The organism is Maribacter sp. TH_r10, assembly GCF_033101095.1.
GTDB classification, from domain to species: Bacteria; Bacteroidota; Bacteroidia; order Flavobacteriales; family Flavobacteriaceae; genus Maribacter_A; species Maribacter_A luteus.
In genome coordinates, this window is sequence record NZ_JAWMPY010000002.1 from 665,612 (window position 1) to 690,119 (window position 24,508).

Below are 24,508 nucleotides of genomic sequence, written 5' to 3' on the forward strand. Positions count from 1 at the left end.
TTTTCTGTTCATAACCTCGTTAAAAACTTAAACCAAAGTGGTAAAACGAGGTAATATAAACGGGTATCTTTAGTAAAACTTTGTAAAATGAGTGATAGATCCCAAAATCTCTTACATATACGTCCTCAAATAGGTTCGGCCAAGGTTAATGATTCTATGAGTTCCGATGAGTATTTTCAGAACAAAACCATTAGACCGGTCTTAAAATTACAGAACGATCTTTTGTTGGCGGCTTTCCAGAATTACATCAACAAACACAAGAAAAGATATTATGATTTGAGTTTGGAAAACAAGTTAATGTATATCGAAAATGCCATCCAAAAGGATATCAAATTCCGAAATTCATTAAAGGGCATGGTCATTGGGCAATTTACAGTTGAAGAATATAATGATTATATAAAAAATTCTTCCGCCTTGAACAAGCGTATGATGAATATGGTTGTAGAACGTTTAAAAGGGCAAATACAGGTTTTTGAAGTTCCTGAATTAGTCCAATAGTGATTCACCGTTGAGATTTGTCGTAAGAATATCGCTCATTAGGTCAAAATAGGGCCTGATAGCTTTAAAGGAGTCATTTATTTTCATTGCAAAATCTGGTGAAAGAACCTCCTTGTCCGTAAATTTTCGGATAAAAATGTATTGTTTCTTTCTGATAAGATCAATATCGGGATGGCCTTTATCAAATCCTTTTGGTGCTGTTTTCAGCTCCTCGCCTATCAAATTGCCCCAGACATCAACAAATTTTTTATTATTGATGATCGTTTTGAATTCCTCTGCATCCAACTCCAATTCTTTACGAATGCGCAACAGATCTTCTTTCTCCGGATTCCAAAATCCTGTTGCAATAAAACTGTCCCCTGGTTTTATCTGTACATAATATCCTCCTCGCAACTTAGCCCCTGCCCTGGCGTATGAACCCGCAAAATGGGTCTTATAAGGTGTTTTGTCCTTTGAAAATCGGACATCCCTATAAATACGGAACATCTTCATTTTTTCGATGTCATCATGCTGTTTCATTCTCTCCATGACCGTACTGAAAAAAGTTTTGACACTGGCCTCCAGTGCTTTAAATCGGTCTTTGTTTGCGGTAAACCATTCTCTGGTATTATTTTGTTCCAATTCCTTTAAAAATAAAAAGACTTCTTTAGTAATTACGGCACTTTGCATACGACTTAACTGAGGTTATTTTAAGCTAAAGTTAACCAAATGGGAGGAACTCCTTTTAAAATATTCATTAATTTCGTTTTTACAATCAGCAAGTAATGGATCAGCAAGCAATAATCGATAAAATAAAGCAGCACAAGAAACAACCTAATCTAAGGTTTGCTTTAAAAGAAAGGGTTGAGGCGTTCACCAATAAACTTTTTTATACACTTTTTGATATAGACACTCCTGTTGAAGGCAACTTGGATATTTTGAAAACCGATTTTGAGGAATTGGCCAAATTGGCTTGTTGGGAATGCGAAAACCCATGTAGTAAGGTTTGGAAAGGCTATTTGGAATCACTTCCGATCGTACTTGAAAGTCTAAACCTTGATGCGGAAGCAATTGTTGATTGTGACCCTGCTTCCTTGTCCATTGAGGAAGTTTATATGGCATATCCCGGATTCTATGCGATTGCCATTTATCGATTGGCCCATGAATTATATAAGGTAGGTTTCCCTTTGGTGCCTAGACTTATGACCGAGTACGCGCATAGTAAGACCGGTGTGGATATTAATCCAGGGGCAAAAATTGGTAAATCGTTCTTTATTGATCATGCCACAGGAGTCGTTATTGGGGAATCTGCCGAAATAAAGGACCATGTAAAAGTTTATCAAGGGGTTACCCTAGGAGCCCTATATGTGGCCAAAGATTTAAAGGAAACCAAAAGGCATCCGACCATAGAAAATAATGTGACCATATACGCGAATGCAACTATACTAGGTGGTGAAACCGTTATTGGGGCCAACAGTATTATCGGTGGTAATGCGTGGGTGACCGAGTCGGTTCCTCCCAACTCTACCGTTTTCCATACACCAGAAATTAAAATAAAAACAGCAACCAATGTCTAGGACAATATTCGACATTATAGGGAACACCCCTTTAATAGCCTCACAAGTACTAAATACCAATCCCAACGTTAAACTCCTTTTTAAGATGGAAGGCCATAATCCGGGAGGAAGCGTTAAAGATCGTGCAGCTTTCAATATGATCAAATCCGGATTGGAAAAAGGTGCGATTTCAAAAAATTCGAGATTAATTGAAGCGACAAGTGGTAATACAGGAATTGCACTTGCTATGATAGCTGGTATTTATGGATTGGATATAGAGCTTGTAATGCCCGAAAACTCTACAAAAGAAAGGGTGCAGACCATGCGGGCATATGGAGCAAAGGTTACTTTGACGCCTTCCGATGTCGGAATTGAAGGGGCAAGGGATTACGCCGAGAATAAAGTAAAGCAGGAAGGATTCATTATGCTCGATCAATTTGCAAATGAAGATAATTGGAAAGCACATTATAAAACAACAGGGCCCGAAATTTGGCGCGATACCGAAGGAGCGGTAACTCATTTCGTTTCGGCAATGGGCACTACGGGAACCATAATGGGCACCTCAACATTTTTAAAGGAACAAGATCCTAATATTCAGATTGTAGGGGTTCAGCCTACTGATGGTTCCAGTATTCCCGGAATTAGAAAATGGCCTGAAGCTTATTTACCTAAGATATTCGATGCCAAAAAAGTTGACCACGTGATTGAAGTGGATACTGAAGAAGCGAGGGAAATGGCTAAAAGATTGGCCAAAGAAGAGGGTATTTTTTCAGGTATGAGTAGCGGTGGTGCAACGGTGGCGGCTTTAAAATTAGCCAAGACCATAGATAAAGGAACTATAGTATCCATTATTTGTGACCGTGGGGACCGTTATCTTTCATCAGATTTGTTCGATTAGGTTCTAGTATTGAATGGCCATTAAATCCAGTCTTTCTTTTTAAAAAAGATCAAAAGGCCAATAAAAATAACGACCATTAGGCCCCAAACCATAAAGTAACCGTTTTCCCATTGTAGTTCGGGCATATGAACGAAATTCATACCATAGATTCCGGCTATAAAAGTCAAGGGAATAAATATGGAAGACATAATGGTGAGCACCTTCATTACCTCGTTCATTTTGTTGCTCATATTGCTCATGTACATTTCCATTAAACTCATGGCCATTTCCCGATAGATTTGGAGGCTTTCGTTTATTTCGTAAGAATGGTCAAGGGCATCTCGTAAAAAGAATTTAGTATCCTTGCTCATTAGTGGACTTTCAGAATCAATCAATCGGTTCACGAGCTCTTTTACCGGGTAGATCCATTGCCTAATTTTAAGGACTTCCTTTTTCAATTGCTGAATCTGTTTGGCAACTTCAGGAGTAGGGTTTTCATATAGTTCCTCTTCCAAGGATTCTATTTTATGGCCGACATTCTCCAACACTATAAAGTAATTGTCAATGATGGAGTCCAATAAGGCAAAAAACAAATAGTCTGAATTTTTAGTTCTTATGCGTCCTGATTTGGCATTGATCCTATCTCGTACCCCATTGAAAACATCGTAATCCAATTCTTGGAATACCAAAACACAATTTTGCATTACGACCAAGGCCACATGTTCCCCGATCAATTCATTGTCATCATTTATATACAGCATTCTGAAAGTGCCAAAAATATAGTCTTCATATTCATCTATTTTTGGCCGTTGCTGGGTATTCACGATATCTTCCAATATCAATGCATTTAAGCCAAAGTGCTTACCCACTTTCTCTATAAAGGATTCATCACTTAAACCAACGATATTCACCCATGATGTGGTTGGTGTATCTTTATGGGCAACGATTTGCTCAATTTCACCAGGATAATGGATTTTATGAAGGTCCTCGGTATATTCAATGATCGTTACCTTGGTTTCCGTCGCTTCCCGATGCCCCATATAGGTAATGGTCCCGGGAGCTTTACCCACTTTTTTGTGCTTTTTGAACTGTCTTTTTAAAATGTCCTTTTTCTTGGCCATAGCGGGATGTTTATATAAATATACTAAAAGAAATGAAGGTCCTTGGTATTAACTGAAATCCAAGTGTTTTAGCATAAGTCCCGATCCAGGGGCAACGCTTGTAAGTAATTTGGCACCTGGTGACGACAGCGAATTTTCAATATCGGCTAAGGTTAATTCACCTTTTCCCAATTGTATCAATGCACCCATGATCATGCGAATTTGATATCGCATGAACCCTTTTCCTTTTATATGGAGGGCATAGGATTTTTCAGGAAAAAAGTTAGCTTCGAGAATGGTGTTTTTCCGTATCTCACACAGTTCAATGGTTCTCAACTTATGGGCGTTCTTTTGGGATTTAACGGTGAAAGATGTATAATCATGGGTGCCAACAAAATATGAAGTTGCCTTTTTCATTGAATCCAAGTCTAGCTGTTCCAAGATATTGGTAATAAACGGAGCGCTATAAGGATGGTTTTTTGAACCGAATGAAAACAGATAAACATATTCTTTCATTTTTGGGTCTTTGATGATGTTAAACTCTGCATTGACCGGTTTAATTGCCGTAGCCCTAATGTCCGATGGTAGGTTTTTATTGAACAAAGCCAAGAAAGCATCTAGATCCTCTATGGGCCCATCATCCAAAAAAAGTTCAAAAGCAGCATCCAAGGCCGATACTTTGGCATCTGTACGGCCTGCTCCCAAGATTTTAAATTGTACATGTGGCATAATGAACTTCAACGTTTTATGAATCATGCCTTCAATGGTTTTTTGTTGTGGTTGTTTTTGCCAACCACTGAATCTAAACCCCAGATATTGGATGTTTACCAAATAATAAAAACGCTTGTCGTTCATAGATAGCAAATTTCAGCTAAAATTTGCGTAAAATACAATATTGCTGAATTTTGTATATTAAAAAACTAAAACAACCTAAACATTCTAGATATGAAGAACAAAGTTAAAGTACCCGTATGGTATTGGATTGTTAGTATTTTGGCCTTAATATGGAATCTTATAGGGGCAATGGCCTATTTGGGACAAGCCTTTATTACCGATGAAATTAAGGCAACAATGCCTGTTGAACAGGTAACTTTATTGGAAAATACCCCAGCTTGGGTAACAGCGGCCTTTGCGTTTGCCGTATGGGGAGGGGTCTTGGGCTGCATAGCTTTACTCTTACGTAAGAAATGGGCAAAACCTGTATTGGTAATTTCCTTGGTCGGCTTATTGGTTCAATTGGGATATTCCTTTTTTATGACCAATGCTTTAGAGGTTTATGGGCCGGCACAAGGTATGGTAATGCCCATTGTTTTGCTCCTTATCGGTGTGGGATTGGTTCTTTTCGCAAATTCTGCCCGAAAAAAGGCTTGGATCAATTGAAGTTGACTTGATTCCTATTGAGTGTGGCAAAGCGATTTATATGCTTTGGCCACACTTTTTTTATGGTTGTCAACATTAAATGTCGTTCATCGATTAATTTGAATAATAAATAATTCAATACGTTTTATTTGTTAATGAATTAGGGTTCCCCCGAATCCCGGAAATAAAAGTAGGTATGAAGTTATTATCGCGATTTTTGTCGTGGGAAAAGACTATTGTATTTTCTATAATAGTACTTTTAATATTGAATGTTTTCAGTTTTTATGGTTTATACACCAATAAGTTTTATTTTTTTAAAATAGATAATTACATTTTTCCCGTATTGACCCTCATACATTTTACATTTCTATATGCTTTACGGTTTAAAATAATGGAGGATGAGATAGCGGATCCACAAATGCGTAATTTGGAGTACACGCTTTATGTAATCGTTATTTTATATCTATATAAATTGGTGGATACGGTCATGATATTGATGAGTTATGGTGATTTTGAGAGTCACGTAATTCCCGCAACCTTCATACCTATAGGAATTTTGATCGTTGTACTCTATGTTATACTCTTGTTTCTTACGGTGACATCATTTTCCCATAGAAAAACTATCGTAGGTGCATACAATTTCAATAGGATCAATGATGAGATAGATTCTTGGGACTAGTCAGTTCTTAATAGCAATTAAAAAAAGCTCCTTGGTTTATTTCAAGGAGCTTTTTTTATTGAACCGGTAGGTTTTATCTCGTTACCGTGCCTGTTGGGTAACTACCTGAAACGTTACTACCTATTTCTTGTACGCCCATGGCATCTGCTGGAATCATACCTGCCAAAGGTTTTAGAACAAATGGTGCGGTACTATTGTCCGGATAGGGTTCAATACTTATTACTGCTACCTTGCCCCTAATATCGGTTGGGAACATAAGTCCATCCGGAGCATCGACCAAAAAGTCCTCTCCTGGGAACGGTGGACCTGGGTTTGTACCACTGAACGGACTTGCATCATCACTCCCTGTAACAGAAGTGAATGTACCTGTTGTTACGGGAATGCCGTCCATAACGACCCACCCTTCGTATTTCCATCCAGGTTCCAAAGCAGGTAATTCCAGACCATTCACCGCACTTCCACTACTATTGTCCAAAAACCATATACCACTGTATTTTTCGTCCTCTGCCCCTGTACCTGTTGGTGCGGCAATAATGAATTTACCTTCAATCATATCAAATGAAGGAGCTACGGTGCCAGTACCCAATGTTGCCGAATTACCATTGAAATCGCCTACGAACAACTTAGTGTCGGCCGGGTCGGTCGAAGGATCTGGGTTTGGTTCAATGGAAAGCACGAATTTTGTGGCACTCGCCAAAGTCGTTGCATCCAATTCAAAAGAAGTTTGGGAAAGGTCACCGTTGGAGTTTACGGAAAAGGTTCCTGTACTTACTGGGGCACCATCTACGATTATCCAACCTTCATATAGAAAATCAGGGCCTAAATCCTCCAATCCATCTATATTCAATGAAATGGAGGAGTTTTGTGGTTCATCGCCATCATCATCATTTACACTACATGATGAAATCAGCACAGCCGATAACAGCATCAACGCATACTTAAGGTTTAATTTTTTCATTTCTTATGTTTTTTAGTTATGCAACAAACTAACACAGAACATGTTACAGTTGGGTCACAGAAGAGTAAACTTTTTATATAGGATTATCACGAATTGATCACGGTTCAGAGTAATATCATGAAAAATTAGACACGTTTCTACTTGTTTATTGTAAGGAACGTCTGTGGAATTCAACTATTTCAGGGTTAAAGGTTTCGATTAATCACCATATTTCAACGACAAACAATTGTTTTCGGATTAAATTGGTTTGCTGTGATATTTATGTGATAACTTTTGGTTTTATTCGTAAATGCAATTATGAAAAATATTTTAATAATAGAAGATGATCCCGAGATAATTAAATTATTGGAGATTCATCTAACCGATTTAATTTATAAGACATCCAAAGCGATGGATGGGGAACTAGGACTTCAAATGGCCCTTGAGAATGATTACGATATGATTCTATTGGACCTCACCTTGCCTACGATGGATGGTGTCGAAATCTGTAAAAAACTTAGGGCGGTTAAAAATACCCCCATAATTATGCTAACTGCCAAATCAGAGGAGATAGACAGGGTACTTGGGTTGGAAATAGGTGCGGATGATTACATTACCAAACCATTCAGTATTCGTGAACTACTTGCAAGGGTAAAGGCGGTTCTGCGTAGGGCCGATATAAAGGAAATCAAGGAAAAGGATACATCCTCAATCATAGCAGAAGGCTTAAAAATAGACGTTGACAAACGAAAGGTCGGCTTAAACGGACAAAAAATTGAGCTTAGCCCAAAGGAATTTGAACTTTTGGTGCTTATGGCTTCCAATCCCGGCCGTAATTATACCCGTTCTGAATTATTGAATATGATATGGGGTTATAATTTTGAAGGTTACGAACATACCGTTAATTCACATATAAATAGGTTACGGGCAAAAATCGAATCCGATATGGCAAATCCTACTTTTATTTTGACCACTTGGGGTGTTGGATATAAATTTAATGAAGAGATTATAGAATGAATACCGATAAAACCTTAACACCAAGATTGGTCAAGAAATTATGGCTGGCATTTATTGTATTAATCGCGATAATAGGAACTTCGTACATTTTTATAACCGGTTATTTCAGTAATAAGCATAGTGAGGCTACCATTCAAAAGATCAATGCCAGTTTAGCGGAACATCTTATTGAGGAGAAGTTTCAGAATGCCTCCCCATTCTTGGAGGACGGTAGCGTGAACAAAGCATTGTTCGGAGATTTAATGCACGACATGATGGCGGTAAACCGAAGTATAGAGGTTTATTTGTTGGATAAAAAAGGGAGTATCCTTTATTCCGTTGTTTTGGACCATGGAGATGGCTCCGGGACCAAACAAGTATCACTAGATCCCATAAAGTCCTTTATTGACTCAAATGGACAGGAACATATTCTTGGGGACGATCCCAGAAACCCTAATGAGAAAAATATATTTTCGGCGGCACCCTATAATGTGAATGGGAAAGAAGGCTATGTATATATCGTATTGGCCGGCCAAAAACTACAACAGGTAAGTGAAACCTTGCTAGGTCGTTATTATTCCAATCTGGGCATTGGGGGATTTTTACTCGCCATTCTTTTTGCCGGAATAATAGGCTATTTAAGCATATGGTTTCTTACCAAGAACCTTAGACTTATGACAGGTACGGTCAAAAGATTCCAAGAAGGCGATCTTGAGGCTAGGATTGAAAACCCAAAAGGTTCTGATATAGAGGTGTTTGCAAATTCATTCAACCAAATGGCCGATTCCATTGTTGAGAATATGGACAAGATGAAGTCGGTGGATTTATTAAGGAGAGAACTTATCGCCAATGTTTCCCATGATCTTAGGACGCCTTTGGCCATTTTGAAGGGATATATTGAAACCATGCAAATGAAGAAGGATTCCCTGACGGAAGAGGAAAAACAAGAATATCTTCAAATCACCTATGATAATGCGGATAAACTTTCCAAACTGATCAATCAATTATTTGAGTACTCCAAGTTGGAAGCCGAACAGATCACTCCCATTAAAGAACCATTTTCCATTACCGAATTATCACATGATCTTATTGCTAAGTTCAAGGTTTTGGCCCAACGGAAACAAATCGACCTTCAATTGAACAATGCACAAAATAACTCTATCGTATTTGCCGATGTAGGTCTTGTTGAGCGTGCCTTACAGAATCTTTTGGAAAATGCCATAAAGTATACACCATCAGGTGGCAAGGTTACACTTTCCCTTAATCCTAAAAATGATCAAGTTGAAATCAGTATTCAAGATACGGGAACTGGGATTCCTTTGAGTGAACAGCCTTTTATATTCGATCGCTACAAGCAAGTGGTCACAAGCTCCAAAAAACAAGGTCATGGTTTAGGATTGGCCATTGTGAAGAAAATTATGGATCTTCATGATACCACCATTACGGTATTGAGCAAACCTACTGAAGGAAGTTCATTTATATTTCAATTGCCGGCTTACCAAGTATAAAAGATTATGCAGCGTAATGAATATAAAAAGCCTTCTATCATAGAAGGCTTTTTATATTAGGAAATCTTTATGTAATTAAAGGCCACTGATATAACTACCATATAAATCCTTGAATTGAAATCCTTCAGAAAACCTATGTTTGCTCAATTTTCTATGGGCAACCAACCCCCAAAGCAGTATCTCTTTCAAAAAATAAGCATCTTCTTTTGAAACTTCTGGGTTGTATTCCTTGATCAATTGGTTCAGTGGAGGAACATCATCCAACGCTCTTTTGTATTCCGTATCCGTATAATCATCCAACAACTCAAATCCTTCCCCTTGGAAAAACCAACTTAAAAGTTCATCATACGGACTCTCTTCATCCTTACGTTCCAATTTCTTTATTTCGGGGAAATATGAAGTGAACAACGTTTTTACGGCATCATCGATTAAAATTGCCGCGACACCATCGGCCCCCTCCTGTTCACCTTCATAGACCAGCTCTATTTTCCCGGTTATGGATGGAATAACCCCCATAAAATCGCTCAATCTTATGGCTGTTCTTTCAGCTCCGGTCAATAGTGCCCTACGTTCCGCAGTACTCAATAGATTTTCAAATGCAGTTATGCTGGTCCTCGCACTAACCCCACTCTTGGCATCTACATATTCACTGTTTCTCGCCTCGAAACTGATTTGCTCCAATAAATCCCTGGCAATTTCAGGAACATAAACGGTATCAGTCTGTCTTTTGTCCAAGTTCGATTCTTGTTCGGTGATTTTCCTTGCCGTGGGAATGTCATCGGGATAATGGGTCAATATCTGTGAGCCGATCCTATCTTTTAAAGGGGTTACAATACTGCCCCGATTGGTGTAATCCTCAGGATTGGCAGTAAACACAAATTGAAGGTCTAGAGGCATTCTTATTTTAAAGCCCCGAATTTGAATGTCTCCTTCTTCCAAAATATTGAACAAAGACACCTGGATTCTGGATTGCAGGTCGGGCAGTTCGTTGATTACGAATATGCATCGATTTGCCCTCGGGATCATGCCAAAATGTATAACCCTGTCGTCAGCATAGGATAACTTAAGGTTTGCCGCTTTTATAGGATCCACATCCCCTATTAAATCGGCAACGGTAACATCTGGTGTGGCCAGTTTTTCATAAAAACGGTCACTCCTGTGAAGCCATGTTATCGGGGTATTGTCTCCTTGCTCTTTAATCAGTTCAATGGCATAGCGTGATATTGGATTCAAGGGGTCATCGTTTATTTCCGAACCTTTGACTATGGGAATGTATTCATCGAGAAGATTTACCATTAATCTGGCCAACCTGGTCTTGGCTTGCCCCCGTAATCCCAATAAATTGATGTTATGACGGGATAAAATGGCACGTTCCAATTCGGGAATTACCGAATTTTCATAACCCCATACACCTTGAAAGGACTCTTCCCCGCTTTTTATTTTATCACGTAGATTGTCCCGCAGTTCATCCTTGATGCTTTTGGTTTCATAGCCCGCTTTTTTCAGCTCGCCTAGTGTTGTTATTTTTTCCTTTTTCAAGTTTTGATGTTTTTATTGCATTCCCAATTGAATAGGAATTCAAATTAATTTTTAACCTCTTAATTTTTTTCTTCTATTGCTTTCATAATCCTCAAAGATCATTTCTCCCAAACCAGTAAGCCCTGTAAAGAACGCCTTCCCTTTGTTTGCTTCGGTAAAGTGTCTAATAAATTGCTTTAAATAAGGGTCTTGGGCAATCATGAACGTTGTTATGGGAATATGTAGTTTTCTAGCCTGACTGGCCATATTGTAGCATTTTTCCACAATATAATCATCAAGGCCTACGCTGTTCTTATAATATGTGCCATCCTGTAAACGAAGACAACTTGGCTTACCATCGGTAATCATGAAAATCTGTTTATTGGTGTTCCGTTTTCTTCTGAGCATATCCATGGCCAATTGTAGGCCGGCTACGGTATTGGTATGGTAAGGCCCCACCTTTAAGTACGGAAGGTCTTTTATGGGTATGGGCCATGCGTCATTTCCAAAAACAAGAATGTCCAATGTATCTTTAGGGTATCTCGTGGTAATCAATTCGGCCAATGCCATGGCTACTTTCTTTGCAGGTGTAATCCGGTCCTCACCATAGAGAATCATACTATGGCTAATGTCGATCATTAGAACCGTACTCATTTGTGCCTTGAAATGGGTGTCCTCAACAACGAGGTCATCTTCGGTCAACGAAAAATCACCCACACCATTATTGATTTGGGCATTTTTTAAACTTTCGGTCATAGAAATGTGTTCTAAACCATCACCATACCTGTACTCCCTAAAATCCCCAGTATGTTCGTCTCCCTGGCCTGCCTTATTGGTTCTATGGTTACCGGCACCTTTACGTTTCAACTTACCGAAGATCTGGTCCAAGGCACGTTGTCGTATTATACGCTCCATTTTTGCCGTAATCGAAAGGTTCCCCTTGGGGCCTTCCTCTTCTTCACCTTCACCCCCACCATCTTTAAATTCTTCCTTCAGGAATCCTTTTGCCTTTAGGTCCTCTATAAAATCATCAATGGTGTAGTTTTCATCTGTAAGCTCATATTCCTTATCCAACTCCCGTAACCAATCCAAGGCCTCATCCACATCACCGGATGTATGTGTGATCAACTCTTGAAAAATTTCGAAGAGTTTTTCAAACGGGGTTTGCTCTGGAGCTTCGTAGGTTGTAAAACGAAATCCTTTTCTTAAATTCATAGCCATATCATAAAATTAAGGTATTAAAAATGAAGGTAATTCGTTTTTAGAAAAACTTAACGATAGTACGAATTTCCAAAAACTTCGTTCCAGACTTTTTTTAGAAGGATTATGGATAAGGTTAGATAGCTTAAATTATAAGTTATTTCTTACAATATTGATTTGTTTATATCGTTAAACATGAAATCGATCCCAATCTATATAACCTATGAACAAGTTGATTTTACTTTTCCTATTTATAGTATCAATGGTTCCTGGAACCAACGATGATGATTGCTCTGCTGTTTATAATAGGGCAACGTATGCCTTGTCCCATTCCAAGAAGGCCTTAAAAGCCCATAATTTTGACCATCAGGTTTATTATTCCGGTAAAACCTTGGAAGCTTATAAAAAAATAGCTGATGGCATGAAAGCGTGTGACTGTAAAAACGCAGTCGAGCTTATACTAGACATTACCATGGATGCCAAAAAAGCCGCTGATCCTGTAGATTGGGCACGTGGACGTTATTATAGTAAAAAGGTATATTTAAATACTCAAGAGTTGATTACTATTTTGGACCTTTGGGCCGAATCCCATGAATAAATAGACCGCTTACCTTAAAAAACAGTTAGGGGCGTAATCTCAGTGTCTTCCTTTTAAGACCTCTACAATGTCATTAAGGGCATACCCTTTCGCTTGTAAAAGAATTAAATAGTGGAATAGAAGATCGGCACTCTCGTTCAAGAACAGATCATCATTATCGTCTTTGGCCTCGATCACTACTTCAACGGCTTCCTCCCCGACCTTTTGGGCTATTTTATTTATGCCTTTGTCGAATAATGAGGCTACATAGGATTTACTGCCATCGGCAGCTTTTCTTCGTTGCTCTATAACACTCTCTAATTCGGTTAAAAAACCGAAGTCCTGATTGTTATCTTCGTCCCAACAAGTATCGGGACCCTTGTGACAGGTGGGCCCTACAGGATTTACCCGAATCAAAAGGGTATCTTGGTCACAGTCATTCTTAACATCGACAAGGTTCAAAAAATTACCACTTTCCTCACCTTTTGTCCATAAACGTTCTTTGGTTCTACTATAAAAGGTAACCTTTTTGGTATCCATGGTTTTTTCATAGGCTTCTTTGTTCATATACCCCAACATCAATACTGTTTTTGTAGTTGCATCTTGAATGATGGCAGGTACGAGTCCGTCGTTATTCTTATTGAAATCAATATCCATTTTAAATGTTTTAAATGCCTTGGATAACTTTATTATGCAAGGACTTGTTTTTTATAATCGTACAGGAATCCCTTTTGATCGGAGTTCCTTTTTTAAATCGTTTATTTCTATTTCCTTAAAATGAAAAACACTTGCGGCTAGGGCCGCATCGGCTTTTCCATCGATAAATGTATCAGCGAAATGCTGAATGTTTCCGGCACCTCCAGAAGCTATAATGGGAATGTTCAATTCTGTTGACAATCTGGCCAAAGCTTCATTGGCAAAACCATTTTTGGTACCGTCATGGTTCATCGAAGTGAATAAAATTTCACCTGCACCACGTTCCTCTACTTCCTTGGCCCAATCGAACAGTTTAATTTCCGTAGGGACCTTACCTCCAACCAAATGCACGATCCATTCCCCATCTATAACCTTGGCATCTATGGCAACAACAACACATTGGGATCCGAATTTTGCCACCAAGTCATTGATCAATTGTGGATTTTTTACGGCTGATGAGTTAATGGACACCTTATCGGCCCCATTATGAAGTAATACATCAACATCTGCCACAGATGAAATACCACCACCTACGGTAAACGGAATATTCACCTTTTCAGCCACGTGATACACTAGTTCAGCAAGGGTTCTGCGTTTCTCTTCTGTAGCCGAAATATCTAAAAAGACCAATTCATCAGCACCTTCCCGGGCGTAAATTTCAGCTAGCTCTACTGGATCTCCCGCATCGCGAAGATCAACAAAGTTGATACCTTTTACCGTACGGCCATCTTTTATATCCAAACAAGGAATGATTCTTTTTGTCAGCACTTTGTCCTATTTCTTGATTAATATTATGTTTTTGGCCTTATACTATTTGCCTTTATATGGCAAAGTAATCGTTCCAAAACCTTTATTCATTTTTTATGTTCAAATCCATTCCGTCATAAAATCCCAAATCTGTATTTTTCAACTGTTTGGTCCAAAACGCGATTTGTCCGGTATGGTACGAATAGTGTTCAACGGCGTGCAATACAACCCCTATTCCTGAAAAATAGAATCCTTGTACATCACGTTTTCTAACAAATTGTTCAATACTGGCATCATTGATAACTCTTTTAGCCGTTTCTACCGTTTCTTTTAATTTTTCCAGAAGTTCTGTTTTTGTATGGCCTGATCGAGTTTCAAATTCCAAATCACGTTCACGGGTATCTTCTTGTTGACCCAATGAGGAAATAACGTATTGGTTTATGTTACCACATATATGTAATATTAAATTACCGATACTGTTCAGGGATTCGTTGGGCCGTTTCCATACATCAGCCTCTGACAGTTTTTCCAAGGAAATAGTATTCATTCTCGTGTTCTCGTCTAAACGGTACAATGAATTCTGCACAAACTCCTCTTTTATGATTTCTTCCATGCTCAGGTGGTTAAAATATACTCTTCCAATTGTTTTAAGCTGATTCTGTTCTCATATATCGCTTTACCGATAATAGTACCTTCACAACCGATTTCAGCCAATTTGGGAAGCTCATCAAACGTTGAGATTCCGCCAGAGGCAATTAAATTAAGATCCGGCACCTCTTTTAATATTTTTTGGTATAAATTGAAAGAAGGCCCTTCTAACATACCGTCTTTGCTTATGTCTGTACAAATAACATAAGAAATTCCTTCTTTTTGGTACGATTGTATAAAAGGTACCAGGTTTTCTTCAGACTCCTCTAACCAGCCTGAAACCGCTACTTTCTCGTTCATGGCATCTGCGCCTAAGATTATTTTATCGGCTCCATATTTTTCAAACCAACTTAAAAAAGTTGCCTTATCCTTAACTGCAATACTACCACCTGTTACCTGATTGGCCCCACTTTCAAAAGCAATTTTCAAATCCTCATCCCGTTTTAATCCACCACCGAAATCTATTTTCAAATGGGTTTTGGTCGCTAGTTGCTCCAAGACCTTGTGGTTTACGATTTGGTGTGATTTTGCCCCATCTAGATCTACCAAATGTAGGTATTCGATTCCATGGGCCTCGAACTCCTTGGCAATCTCCAACGGATTTTCATTGTATATCTTTTTAGTACTGTAATCCCCTTTGGAGAGTCTAACACATTTTCCTTCGATAATATCGATGGCAGGTATTATTCGCATATTATAATTGTAAAAAGTTCTTTAATATTTGTTCCCCCACGATACTACTTTTCTCGGGATGGAACTGTACCCCATAAAAATTGTCCTTCGCCAATGCCGCACTGTAGGGAATTCCATAATCGGCAATAGCGATGGTTTCTTCGCAACTAGGGGCATAATAACTGTGAACCATATAAATGTACTCTGTCTTCACTATATCCTTAAACAAACCTGTTTTCAAATCAGTGATGGCATTCCAACCTATTTGCGGAACTTTAACGTCATTCGTAAAGCGGACCACATCACAATCAAAAATTCCCAACCCCTTCGTATTTCCTTCTTCCGAATAATTGCACATTAACTGCATTCCCAGACAAATTCCCAAAACGGGTTGCTTCAGATTGGGAATCAAGGTATCCAAACCACTTTCCCTAAGCATTTTCATAGCACTACTTGCCTCGCCTACCCCTGGGAAAATAACCTTATCGGCATTTTTGATTTCTTCCACATTGTTGGTCAATATGGCATCATATCCCAATCGTTTAAAAGCGAATTTTATGCTTTGAATATTCCCTGCTCCATAATTTATGATTACTATTTTCATAACATACCCTTTGTTGAAGGTAAAACCATTTTTTCCACATCGCGCTTCACCGCCATTTTAATCGCTTTGGCAAAAGCCTTGAAAATGGCTTCGATCTTATGGTGTTCATTTTTACCCTCGGCTTTTATATTCAGATTGGCTTTGGCACCATCGGTAAACGATTTAAAAAAGTGATAAAACATTTCCGTAGGCATTTTGCCGATCATTTCACGTTGAAAATCGGTTTCCCAAACCAACCAGTTACGGCCTCCGAAATCAATGGCAACTTGAGCCAAACAATCATCCATGGGAAGACAGAAACCATAGCGCTCAATACCCAATTTGTTGCCTAAGGCTTTATTGAAAACTTCACCCAGTGCGATGGCGGTATCCTCTATGGTATGGTGCTCATCTACTTCAAGATCACCATTGACCTTGATTTCCAAATCCATTTGCCCATGTCTTGCCAATTGATCCAACATATGATCAAAGAAAGATAGACCTGTATCAATATTTCCAATTCCGGTCCCATCAAGATTTAACTTGATGAAAATATCGGTTTCATTGGTTTTACGCGTGATTTCAGAGATGCGGTCATTCAATTTCAGAAACTCATATATCTTTTCCCAGTCATTGTTCTCCAATGCTATCACGCTATTCAATTCATCCCTTTTTACCGAAATTTCATCAGTTCCCAAATTGGTGTTGTCATTGATGAATATACCTTTTGAACCTAGGTTCTTGGCTAGTTCCATATCGGTTAAACGGTCTCCGATTACAAAAGAATTGGCCAAATCATATTCCTTGGAGAAATATTCGGTCAACAGCCCTGTTCCCGGTTTTCGGGTATCTGCATTTTCATGGGGAAATGTTCGGTCAAGGAATACCTTGTCGAATACCACTCCCTCATTCTCAAAAGATTTTAGGATGAAATTGTGTACGGGCCAAAATGTTTCCTCAGGAAAAACATCGGTACCAAGACCGTCTTGATTCGTGATCATCACCAGTTCGTAATCCAGTTCCTTTGCAATTTTGCCTAAATAGGTAAAGGCTTTTGGATAAAAAACCATTTTCTCGAACGCATCAATCTGCTCATCAGCCGTTTCTTTGATGATGGTACCGTCCCGATCTATAAATAATACTTTTTTCATGTTATGCTATTTCCTTTAACGCGGTAATCAATTTTTCATTTTCTTCTATGGTACCTATGGTAAAACGTAAGGTGTTTTCACAAAGGGGCTGTGTAGTCCTATTTCTGACTACAACTCCTTTTTTCAATAATAGATCATACATCTCATTGGCATTATTCACTTTTACCAATATAAAATTCGCATCTGATGGATATACCTTCTCAATAATATCCACTTTTGCCAATACTTTCAACAGTCGATCTTTCTCTTTAAGAATCTGGGTCACTTCATGTTTTAAAACCTCTGGTTTCAGTACTTGCTCCAATGCCCGTCTTTGGGTTAATCCGTTTACATTGTATGGTGGTTTTATCGTATTCAATACCGTAATGATATTAGAGGAGGCAAAACAGAGTCCTAGACGAATACCCGCCAACCCATAAGCTTTAGACAAGGTTTGGGTAACAATCAGATTCGGAAATTCATCCAAACGTTTCAACCAACTTTCTTTATCCGAAAAATCGATATATGCCTCATCGATAACTACCAAACCGTTGAATTTCTTTAGAAGCTTTAGGATGGCCTTTTCTTCAATACTGTTTCCTGTGGGATTGTTCGGGGAACAGATAAAAATAAGTTTACTATTTTCATCAACAGAAGCAAAAATAGCATCGGTATCCAATTGAAAATCTTTCGTCAAAAGTACTTCCCTATTCCCAATATCATTGATGCCTGATAAGACCTTGTACATTCCGTATGTAGGTGGCAGGGTAATGATGTTATCAACTTTGGGTTCACAAAAAGTCCTGAAAATCAAATCCAAAACCTCATCGCTACCATTTCCCAATAGGATATTATCAACTTTTACTCCCTTTTGTTCTGCCAAAACCGACTTAAGACTGCGCTGATGTGGGTCTGGATACCTATTTACCCCATTCTCAAATGGATTCTCATTGGCATCAAGGAATACCATTTCAGTACCATCTGATACATATTCATCCCTAGCAGAGGAATACGGTTGTAAACCTTTGATATTCTCCCTGATTATATTGTTTATATTAAATCCCGACATTTTTATAATTATCTACCATTAAGGAATTTTACCAATCTCCTATTTATTTGGGTCAATCTTTTAAACTTTTCAATCGAAGTGTTACAGCATTTTTATGGGCTTGTAGACCCTCTGCATCTGCCATTACCTCAATTGCATTACCTATCTCTTTAATTCCCTCTTCAGATATTTTTTGAAAGGTCATACTCTTTTTAAAACTATCAAGATTTACACCGCTATATTGTTTGGCATACCCATTTGTGGGTAAGGTGTGATTTGTACCCGATGCGTAATCACCTGCACTTTCAGGAGTGTAATTGCCAATGAATACCGAACCAGCATTCATGATTTGGTTTAAGTATCCTTCTTCTTTTTCGACGCAAAGGATATAATGCTCAGGACCATATTCATTGATCAAATCAATGGCAATCTGCTCCTGATCAACAAATATTAATTTACTGTTTTCTATGGCTTGGGTCGCAATGTCTTTTCTTGGCAATTGTTCAAGTTGATTTTCCACCTCTTTTTCTACATCATCAATCATTTTCTTTGAAGTAGACACTAAAATGACTTGACTATCGGCACCGTGTTCAGCTTGACTCAAAAGGTCTGATGCTACAAATGCAGCATTGGCAGTGTCATCAGCCATTACCAGAAGTTCACTGGGACCCGCTGGCATATCAATGGCTACACCATGTTTGGTTGCTATCTGTTTTGCCACTGTTACATATTGGTTGCCTGGCCCGAAAATCTTATACACTTTGGAAATGCTTTCAGTACCAAAGGTCATTCCTGCTATTGCCTGAATTCCTCCAACTTTATAAATTTGGGTTACACCACATAAGCTTGCTGTATATAAAATGGCCGGGTGTACTTTTCCTTCTTTATTCGGTGGTGTACATAAAACTATCTCTGAACATCCTGAAATATTTGCGGGTACAGCCAACATTAAAATTGTGGAAAACAAAGGAGCAGAACCTCCTGGAATATATAATCCAACCTTTTGAATAGGTCTTTTTTCCTGCCAACACAAAACACCATTAGTAGTCTCGACCTCTACTCTATCTGTTTCCTGTGCTTTGTGGAACGCCTCAATATTTCTTTTGGCCAAGGCAATAGCCGTTTTTAATTCTTGACCAACTAAGTCCGCAGCTTCAGCTATTTCTGATTCAGAAACCTGCAAACTTTTCAAGGTAACCCCATCAAACTTTTGGGTGTACTCCATTAAGACTGAATCGCCTTCCATTTCGACCTTGGCAAACACTTCATTAACTACATCTTCAATATCTGATACAGTTTGCGTAGGCCTTTTTAAAATGCTTTGCCAATCTTTGCGCTCAGGATTGTATATTTTATTCATTACAACACCATTTTTTCTATAGGACAAACTAAAATGCCTTCAGCTCCGGCCAATTTCAATTCATCTATGACTTCCCAGAATTTATCCTTATTGATAACGGTATGAACCGAACTCCACCCTTCTTCGGCAAGCGGTAAGACCGTTGGACTTCTCATTCCGGGTAATAATTTTATTACGGCATCCAATCGATCATTCGGAGCGTTCAATAAAACATATTTTGATTGTCTGGCCTGTAGAACCGATTTGATCCTGAATTGTAATTTGGAAAGAATGGCTTTTCTCTCCTCCGTTATTTTTTGTGAAACCGCTAATACTGCTTCACTTTTCAACATAACCTCAACTTCTTTCAGATTGTTTTTGAAAAGGGTACTGCCACTAGAGACAATATCACAAATGCCATCTGCTAGACCAATGTTAGGAGCAATTTCAACAGATCCATTAATAATATGCAAATCTGCTTTCACCCCTTTTTCCTCTAAATAATTCTTAACGGTATTCGGATATGAAGTAGCTATTCGCTTACCTTCAAAATCTTGAACCGAGTTGTACTTTACTGATTTTGGCACAGCCAAGGACACCCTACATTTAGAGAATCCCAATTTTACGGCTATATCTATATCATGGCCTTTTTCAATTAATACGTTCTCTCCGATAATGGCAATGTCTACCACTCCGTCTCTAAGATATTGAGGAATATCCCCATTACGCAAGTAAAAAACTTCCATAGGGAAATTACGCGAAGAGGCCTTTAATTGGTCTTTTCCATTGTCTATTGATATGCCACAATTTTTTAGGATTTCAAGGGAATCCTCATTTAATCGGCCCGATTTCTGGATAGCAATTCTAATTTTTGTCATTTTTGTTTATTGGTTTGGTCCGAGCAATCAAATAGGCTCTAAAAATAAAACCCGTTTGATTGCTCAAACGGGTTCTAAATATGTTGTAATACTACAATACATTTTTACCTCGCTTGAGAGCAAGTATAAAAATGATGATGACGTGTATTAATGTTCTTCATTACAGTTGTAAAATTATAACTTATTTTCAATTCACAAAAAGAATTGTTGAAAATAGAACAATTCTTTATTTAGAACGTATCATATTCAACAGGTTAGTTGTTACCCAGTATTAAAGGTAGTCCAGATTCACCTCCACCAACAACTATGATTTTGGCGTTTGGTGATTTTGAAAGTTCCAAAGTAGCATCGATACCTTTGTCCTGTAAGATCTTATCGGTCAACGAAGCACTAAGAATTCTGTTCGCATCAGCCTTACCTTGAGCTTCAATAGTTACTTTTTGAGCTTCCTTTTGGGCCGTAACCAATCTGAATTCATACTCCAAAGATTCTTGCTCCTGTTTTAATTTACGTTCAATCGCCTCTTTAATAGTGGCTGGTAATGTTACATCACGAACCAATACCTCGTTCAATTGAATATATTGACCGTCGACGATTTTTTTAGTTTCTTCAAAAATCTCAGCCTGTATGGCATCTCTCTTACTGGAATACAATTGTTCAGGTGTATAACGCCCTACAACACTTCTTGCTGCTGATCGTATTGTTGGTAATAATACCCTTTGAACGTAGGCTTCACCTTTTTCCTGATGTAGTTTACCAAGTACTTCTCTTTTAGGCTCAAACCAAGCAGAGGCATCTAATTTGATTTCCAATCCGTTCGATGACAATACCTGCATTTTCTCAAACACTTCTTGTTGACGTACTTCATAGATATACACCTTGTTCCAAGGTGCAACGATATGAAAGCCTTCCCCTAATGGTGGTTCATCTGTAACGACACCGCCACCAAAAGTTTTGTAAAGTACCCCGGCTTCTCCAGAGCCAATGGTAATGGCCGATTTTGAAAATAATATGACCAGTACGATCAATATAAAAACTGCTGGCAGTGCTATTTTTGGTAATTTATCCATTTGTATTTTTATTTAAGTTAATCCGTTATATTTTCTTATAATCCATTCAATTGCCAATGCAGCAATTATAATTCCCAATAAGAATCGGAAATCAACCAAAGATACGACATTTTGATTGCTTTTCTGAACAGGTTTGAATTTAGCATTATCCTTCAAATTGCCAATCAAACCAACTATTTCCGAAGGATAAAAAAGTGAGCCGCCTGTTTCATCGGCCAGTCTTTTCAATTTATGTTGATCACTCGTTGTAAATTGCTGTTCCACATTATAATCCATAATGCTGAACCGACCTGATTTCATCAAGTTTCCGTCAATGACCTTGACCGTAAAATCATATTCCCCTGGAGACAAGTTGTTTAAATCGGCCTCATAAGAACGTCCTTTCAACAACATGGGAAATTCCTGTGTAGTACCATCATCCCGTCGCTTAAGTTCTAATGTAATCTGGGCATTGGGGTCGAAGGTAAAAGATTCGTCAAAATAAGTGACGGAAATCTTCGCTTCTTTACCTTGATCATAAAATGATTCATAATTCAATACCAGTCTATTCTTTGGTTCACTGATTGAGAGATAAAAAATAATTTTGCCGATCAACTCATCAAAATCTTCAAAATTTTGTCGTTCCCTATAGTTCTGTACCCTCCATTTCCAGATATTTTCCCCAAAAAGCACGGCTTCCCTCCTTTTATCCATATCAAGTAATGCAAGCAAAGGTTCTCCAATATCGTTTCCTTTTATAATTTGGGATAACAGTACTTCATGACTTTTGATGATCATGGTCTCTCCCAAATTGGTTTCCAGTGGAGGATAATTTTCGAATGGAATTTCCGGTAAGATGAATTTGCCAAAACTGTTGTTTAGTGATGGGATTACTTCCTCGGATTGACCGAAACTATTTTTAGTAAACGAATTTTGGACCTTATTGAGAAAACTCCAATTAGTTTTTGGTCCCGTGATAGTGAATGTCGGAAAGTTCGACTTTGCTATTAAATCATATATCCCCTGAAAAGAAGGAGTTGGTTGATAAAGAATCATCAAATCAATATCCTTTAGGTCATTATCTTTACTTTTTGGATTAATAATCGTGACCGACCGTTGTTCATTACTTTCTATGGATTTCTTAAGCACACCAATATCTGGGTGAATAATATCGGAAACAATAGCAACATTGGTCTTCTCATCTATAACTTCGATGGCAATATTCTTAGTGTTATTTACTGTGTTCTTTTCATTTTCCAAGGGTTCCAAACTTACGCGAAGGGTCTTTAGACCCACTGTAGCAGCGTTCAAGAGCACCGTAACGGATTTAGAATTTTGTTTATTTGAAAGATCCATTCGTTGGGAATGCACATTTTTCCCGTTCATGGTAACATTTAAAAGTGATTTAACATCATTATTACCTTCATAGGAAACAAAAATCTCTACAGGAAACTTATTTTTCAGAAAAGCATACTTATTGCTGTTGATTTGAACGATCTTCAAATCTTCATAATGGGTCGTATCACCCAATACAATCGGGAAGATAGGCAACTTCTGTTTTCTGCCATAAAACTCATAATCCTCCCCTAATGTCGCATTACCATCGCTTAATAAAACTACGCCACTTTCAGAATGGCCGAAAATCGTATTTAGGGTTTTTAGACTTTTACTTATATCGGTAACCTTTTCGTTAAAGTCAAGGCTGTCTAATAGTTTTGTCTCTTTGCCGAATTTGTAGTAATGCAAATTGAATTTTTCGGCTAATTCGGTAGACCCCTTAATATTTTCCAAAGAAGAATTGACCTGGCCCTCCCCAATGGTATTATTTATCGAGGACGAGTTGTCTGCCAAAACTATCAAGTTTGATTTTTCAAGAAAAAAATCCTTTTTAATGAATTTTGGATTGACCAATAATAACAATGTACCGAAAATAGCTATAAAACGTAAAAGGGAAAGCCAAAAACGTAGCTTTCCCTTTAATTCGGATTTGTAATAATATTGAAAAAATACAAGTAACAAAGCAGCTATTGCAGCTAATGTAATGGCGAGTACCGTTGTTGTTTGCATTTATCGTTATACTATAATTTTCAGTGCTTTATTTCCTGTTTCGATGTTAAACAAGAAGTAAATGAACGAGTGGTTTGCCCAATTATCAGGTTAACATTCCTCCGTTTACATGCAATACCTCTCCTGTGATATAAGAAGATAGGTCCGATGCCAAGAATAGACATGCATTCGCAATATCCTCTGGGGTACCTCCTCTTTTCAAAGGGATTTCATCGCGCCATGATTGTACAACCTTATCATCCAATTTATCTGTCATTTCTGTCTCGATAAAACCAGGTGCTATTGCATTGCAACGAATGTTCCTAGAGCCTAGTTCTAAAGCAATGGATTTGGTGAAACCGATCATCCCGGCTTTGGAAGCAGCATAATTTGATTGTCCGGCATTTCCTTTAACACCCACTACACTACTCATATTTATTATGGAACCGTTTCTTTGTTTTAAAAAGGTGCGTTGTACGGCCTTGGTCATATTAAATACCGACTTTAGGTTGGTTTCGATTACTTGGTCAAAATCGTTCTCACCCATCCTCATAAGAAGGTTGTCCTTGGTGATACCTGCATTGTTTATCAATACGTCTATACCGCCGAAATCCTTTAATACATCAGCCACCAATTGCTCAGAAGCCTCAAAACTGGCCGCATCACTTTTATAAGCTTTTGCCTTTACACCTTTTGCGGTCAATTCCTTTTCCAATTCCAATGCCGGACCTTCACTTGAACTAAAAGTAAAAGCAACATTGGCCCCATGATCGGCAAAAATTTGAGCTATGCCTTTTCCAATTCCTCTACTGGCCCCGGTAATTATTACGTTTTTCCCTTCTAATAATTTCATTGGTCAATTCTTTATTATGTTGTTTATCAAAGATA

Annotated in this window: 26 protein-coding genes; 8 read left to right on the top strand and 18 right to left on the bottom strand. The window is 38.2% G+C overall.

Annotated elements, in window-relative coordinates:
* Positions 1–87 precede the first annotated feature (87 nt).
* Positions 88–498, top strand: a complete 411-nt coding sequence (locus tag R3X28_RS08240; protein WP_317663930.1) for a glyoxalase — start codon at positions 88–90, stop codon at positions 496–498.
* Here the strand turns inward: R3X28_RS08240 and R3X28_RS08245 are convergent.
* The gene (locus tag R3X28_RS08245) at positions 487–1,167 is read right to left on the bottom strand and encodes a DUF2461 domain-containing protein (protein WP_317663932.1); all 681 of its coding nucleotides are present in this window, start codon (positions 1,165–1,167) and stop codon (positions 487–489) included. The genes R3X28_RS08240 and R3X28_RS08245 overlap by 12 nt on opposite strands.
* A 95-nt stretch (positions 1,168–1,262) precedes the next feature.
* Here R3X28_RS08245 and epsC point away from each other — a divergent pair, with 95 nt between their 5' ends.
* Positions 1,263–2,054: a serine O-acetyltransferase EpsC gene (gene epsC / locus R3X28_RS08250; RefSeq protein ID WP_317663933.1), complete on the top strand. Its 792-nt coding sequence runs from the start codon at positions 1,263–1,265 to the stop codon at positions 2,052–2,054.
* Complete coding sequence (gene cysM, locus R3X28_RS08255) at positions 2,047–2,931, top strand: cysteine synthase CysM (RefSeq protein WP_317663934.1); 885 nt, start codon at positions 2,047–2,049, stop codon at positions 2,929–2,931. The genes epsC and cysM overlap by 8 nt, the downstream gene beginning before the upstream one ends.
* A gap of 20 nt (positions 2,932–2,951) precedes the next feature.
* Here the strand turns inward: cysM and corA are convergent, their stop codons facing one another.
* Together corA and truA are read right to left on the bottom strand one after the other, a co-directional pair.
* Entirely contained in the window at positions 2,952–4,031 is a 1,080-nt protein-coding gene (gene corA / locus R3X28_RS08260; protein WP_317663935.1) for a magnesium/cobalt transporter CorA, read from the bottom strand.
* A gap of 48 nt (positions 4,032–4,079) precedes the next feature.
* Positions 4,080–4,865, bottom strand: coding sequence for a tRNA pseudouridine(38-40) synthase TruA (gene truA, locus R3X28_RS08265; protein ID WP_317663936.1), 786 nt, complete (start codon positions 4,863–4,865; stop codon positions 4,080–4,082).
* A gap of 90 nt (positions 4,866–4,955) precedes the next feature.
* Between truA and R3X28_RS08270 the strand changes: the two genes are divergently transcribed.
* Positions 4,956–5,390, top strand: coding sequence for a hypothetical protein (locus R3X28_RS08270; RefSeq protein WP_317663937.1), 435 nt, complete (start codon positions 4,956–4,958; stop codon positions 5,388–5,390).
* Positions 5,391–5,760: 370 nt separating this feature from the next.
* On the top strand, positions 5,761–6,048 hold the full coding sequence (locus R3X28_RS08275) for a hypothetical protein (RefSeq protein WP_317663938.1): 288 nt from the start codon (positions 5,761–5,763) through the stop codon (positions 6,046–6,048).
* A gap of 73 nt (positions 6,049–6,121) precedes the next feature.
* Here the strand turns inward: R3X28_RS08275 and R3X28_RS08280 are convergent, their stop codons facing one another.
* The gene (locus R3X28_RS08280; protein ID WP_317663939.1) at positions 6,122–7,006 is read right to left on the bottom strand and encodes an anti-sigma factor; all 885 of its coding nucleotides are present in this window, start codon (positions 7,004–7,006) and stop codon (positions 6,122–6,124) included.
* 297 nt (positions 7,007–7,303) lie between these two features.
* Here R3X28_RS08280 and R3X28_RS08285 point away from each other — a divergent pair, with 297 nt between their 5' ends.
* Together R3X28_RS08285 and R3X28_RS08290 are read left to right on the top strand one after the other, a co-directional pair.
* Positions 7,304–8,002 (top strand): response regulator transcription factor, encoded by a 699-nt coding sequence (locus tag R3X28_RS08285; protein WP_282054844.1) that lies wholly within the window; start codon positions 7,304–7,306, stop codon positions 8,000–8,002.
* On the top strand, positions 7,999–9,489 hold the full coding sequence (locus tag R3X28_RS08290; protein ID WP_317663940.1) for a HAMP domain-containing sensor histidine kinase: 1,491 nt from the start codon (positions 7,999–8,001) through the stop codon (positions 9,487–9,489). The genes R3X28_RS08285 and R3X28_RS08290 overlap by 4 nt, the downstream gene beginning before the upstream one ends.
* 75 nt (positions 9,490–9,564) lie before the next feature.
* Here R3X28_RS08290 and R3X28_RS08295 read toward each other — a convergent pair whose 3' ends face one another.
* Complete coding sequence (locus R3X28_RS08295) at positions 9,565–11,028, bottom strand: AAA family ATPase (protein WP_317663941.1); 1,464 nt, start codon at positions 11,026–11,028, stop codon at positions 9,565–9,567.
* Between the two features lie 51 nt (positions 11,029–11,079).
* Entirely contained in the window at positions 11,080–12,228 is a 1,149-nt protein-coding gene (locus R3X28_RS08300; RefSeq protein ID WP_154365326.1) for a vWA domain-containing protein, read from the bottom strand.
* 202 nt (positions 12,229–12,430) lie between these two features.
* Here R3X28_RS08300 and R3X28_RS08305 point away from each other — a divergent pair, with 202 nt between their 5' ends.
* A complete protein-coding gene (locus tag R3X28_RS08305; RefSeq protein ID WP_317663942.1) occupies positions 12,431–12,805 on the top strand; it encodes a hypothetical protein in 375 nt (124 codons plus the stop codon).
* Positions 12,806–12,844: 39 nt separating this feature from the next.
* Here R3X28_RS08305 and hisIE read toward each other — a convergent pair whose 3' ends face one another.
* The 12 genes from hisIE to fabG all read right to left on the bottom strand — a co-directional run bounded on the left by hisIE (position 12,845) and on the right by fabG (position 24,473).
* On the bottom strand, positions 12,845–13,441 hold the full coding sequence (hisIE, locus tag R3X28_RS08310; protein ID WP_317663943.1) for a bifunctional phosphoribosyl-AMP cyclohydrolase/phosphoribosyl-ATP diphosphatase HisIE: 597 nt from the start codon (positions 13,439–13,441) through the stop codon (positions 12,845–12,847).
* A 51-nt stretch (positions 13,442–13,492) separates the two neighbouring features.
* Positions 13,493–14,248 (bottom strand): imidazole glycerol phosphate synthase subunit HisF, encoded by a 756-nt coding sequence (gene hisF / locus R3X28_RS08315; protein ID WP_317663944.1) that lies wholly within the window; start codon positions 14,246–14,248, stop codon positions 13,493–13,495.
* A gap of 82 nt (positions 14,249–14,330) precedes the next feature.
* Positions 14,331–14,840: a DinB family protein gene (locus tag R3X28_RS08320; protein ID WP_317663945.1), complete on the bottom strand. Its 510-nt coding sequence runs from the start codon at positions 14,838–14,840 to the stop codon at positions 14,331–14,333.
* 2 nt (positions 14,841–14,842) lie between these two features.
* The gene (gene hisA / locus R3X28_RS08325) at positions 14,843–15,568 is read right to left on the bottom strand and encodes a 1-(5-phosphoribosyl)-5-[(5-phosphoribosylamino)methylideneamino]imidazole-4-carboxamide isomerase (RefSeq protein WP_317663946.1); all 726 of its coding nucleotides are present in this window, start codon (positions 15,566–15,568) and stop codon (positions 14,843–14,845) included.
* A gap of 1 nt (position 15,569) precedes the next feature.
* On the bottom strand, positions 15,570–16,151 hold the full coding sequence (gene hisH / locus R3X28_RS08330) for an imidazole glycerol phosphate synthase subunit HisH (protein WP_317663947.1): 582 nt from the start codon (positions 16,149–16,151) through the stop codon (positions 15,570–15,572).
* Complete coding sequence (hisB, locus tag R3X28_RS08335; RefSeq protein ID WP_154365313.1) at positions 16,148–17,281, bottom strand: bifunctional histidinol-phosphatase/imidazoleglycerol-phosphate dehydratase HisB; 1,134 nt, start codon at positions 17,279–17,281, stop codon at positions 16,148–16,150. Before hisB ends, hisH begins: the two co-directional genes overlap by 4 nt.
* Position 17,282: 1 nt before the next feature.
* Positions 17,283–18,329, bottom strand: a complete 1,047-nt coding sequence (hisC, locus tag R3X28_RS08340) for a histidinol-phosphate transaminase (RefSeq protein WP_317663948.1) — start codon at positions 18,327–18,329, stop codon at positions 17,283–17,285.
* A gap of 52 nt (positions 18,330–18,381) precedes the next feature.
* Positions 18,382–19,668, bottom strand: coding sequence for a histidinol dehydrogenase (gene hisD / locus R3X28_RS08345; protein ID WP_317663949.1), 1,287 nt, complete (start codon positions 19,666–19,668; stop codon positions 18,382–18,384).
* On the bottom strand, positions 19,668–20,525 hold the full coding sequence (hisG, locus tag R3X28_RS08350) for an ATP phosphoribosyltransferase (protein ID WP_317663950.1): 858 nt from the start codon (positions 20,523–20,525) through the stop codon (positions 19,668–19,670). Before hisG ends, hisD begins: the two co-directional genes overlap by 1 nt.
* A gap of 254 nt (positions 20,526–20,779) precedes the next feature.
* Complete coding sequence (locus R3X28_RS08355) at positions 20,780–21,595, bottom strand: prohibitin family protein (protein WP_154365305.1); 816 nt, start codon at positions 21,593–21,595, stop codon at positions 20,780–20,782.
* Positions 21,596–21,607: 12 nt separating this feature from the next.
* Complete coding sequence (locus tag R3X28_RS08360; RefSeq protein WP_317663951.1) at positions 21,608–23,641, bottom strand: VWA domain-containing protein; 2,034 nt, start codon at positions 23,639–23,641, stop codon at positions 21,608–21,610.
* An 85-nt stretch (positions 23,642–23,726) separates the two neighbouring features.
* Positions 23,727–24,473 carry a 3-oxoacyl-[acyl-carrier-protein] reductase gene (gene fabG, locus R3X28_RS08365; protein ID WP_154365301.1) on the bottom strand — a complete coding sequence of 249 codons (747 nt, stop codon included), beginning with the start codon at positions 24,471–24,473 and terminating at the stop codon, positions 23,727–23,729.
* Between the last annotated feature and the right edge of the window lie 35 nt (positions 24,474–24,508).

Coding starts and splice junctions, on each gene's coding strand:
- R3X28_RS08240 (WP_317663930.1), top strand. CDS start 88: ATGAGTGATAGATCCCAAAATCTCTTACATATACGTCCTCAAATAGGT.
- R3X28_RS08245 (WP_317663932.1), bottom strand. CDS start 1,167: ATGCAAAGTGCCGTAATTACTAAAGAAGTCTTTTTATTTTTAAAGGAA.
- epsC (WP_317663933.1), top strand. CDS start 1,263: ATGGATCAGCAAGCAATAATCGATAAAATAAAGCAGCACAAGAAACAA.
- cysM (WP_317663934.1), top strand. CDS start 2,047: ATGTCTAGGACAATATTCGACATTATAGGGAACACCCCTTTAATAGCC.
- corA (WP_317663935.1), bottom strand. CDS start 4,031: ATGGCCAAGAAAAAGGACATTTTAAAAAGACAGTTCAAAAAGCACAAA.
- truA (WP_317663936.1), bottom strand. CDS start 4,865: ATGAACGACAAGCGTTTTTATTATTTGGTAAACATCCAATATCTGGGG.
- R3X28_RS08270 (WP_317663937.1), top strand. CDS start 4,956: ATGAAGAACAAAGTTAAAGTACCCGTATGGTATTGGATTGTTAGTATT.
- R3X28_RS08275 (WP_317663938.1), top strand. CDS start 5,761: ATGGAGGATGAGATAGCGGATCCACAAATGCGTAATTTGGAGTACACG.
- R3X28_RS08280 (WP_317663939.1), bottom strand. CDS start 7,006: ATGAAAAAATTAAACCTTAAGTATGCGTTGATGCTGTTATCGGCTGTG.
- R3X28_RS08285 (WP_282054844.1), top strand. CDS start 7,304: ATGAAAAATATTTTAATAATAGAAGATGATCCCGAGATAATTAAATTA.
- R3X28_RS08290 (WP_317663940.1), top strand. CDS start 7,999: ATGAATACCGATAAAACCTTAACACCAAGATTGGTCAAGAAATTATGG.
- R3X28_RS08300 (WP_154365326.1), bottom strand. CDS start 12,228: ATGGCTATGAATTTAAGAAAAGGATTTCGTTTTACAACCTACGAAGCT.
- R3X28_RS08305 (WP_317663942.1), top strand. CDS start 12,431: ATGAACAAGTTGATTTTACTTTTCCTATTTATAGTATCAATGGTTCCT.
- hisIE (WP_317663943.1), bottom strand. CDS start 13,441: ATGGATATTGATTTCAATAAGAATAACGACGGACTCGTACCTGCCATC.
- R3X28_RS08320 (WP_317663945.1), bottom strand. CDS start 14,840: ATGGAAGAAATCATAAAAGAGGAGTTTGTGCAGAATTCATTGTACCGT.
- hisA (WP_317663946.1), bottom strand. CDS start 15,568: ATGCGAATAATACCTGCCATCGATATTATCGAAGGAAAATGTGTTAGA.
- hisH (WP_317663947.1), bottom strand. CDS start 16,151: ATGAAAATAGTAATCATAAATTATGGAGCAGGGAATATTCAAAGCATA.
- hisB (WP_154365313.1), bottom strand. CDS start 17,281: ATGAAAAAAGTATTATTTATAGATCGGGACGGTACCATCATCAAAGAA.
- hisC (WP_317663948.1), bottom strand. CDS start 18,329: ATGTCGGGATTTAATATAAACAATATAATCAGGGAGAATATCAAAGGT.
- hisD (WP_317663949.1), bottom strand. CDS start 19,668: ATGAATAAAATATACAATCCTGAGCGCAAAGATTGGCAAAGCATTTTA.
- hisG (WP_317663950.1), bottom strand. CDS start 20,525: ATGACAAAAATTAGAATTGCTATCCAGAAATCGGGCCGATTAAATGAG.
- R3X28_RS08355 (WP_154365305.1), bottom strand. CDS start 21,595: ATGGATAAATTACCAAAAATAGCACTGCCAGCAGTTTTTATATTGATC.
- R3X28_RS08360 (WP_317663951.1), bottom strand. CDS start 23,641: ATGCAAACAACAACGGTACTCGCCATTACATTAGCTGCAATAGCTGCT.
- fabG (WP_154365301.1), bottom strand. CDS start 24,473: ATGAAATTATTAGAAGGGAAAAACGTAATAATTACCGGGGCCAGTAGA.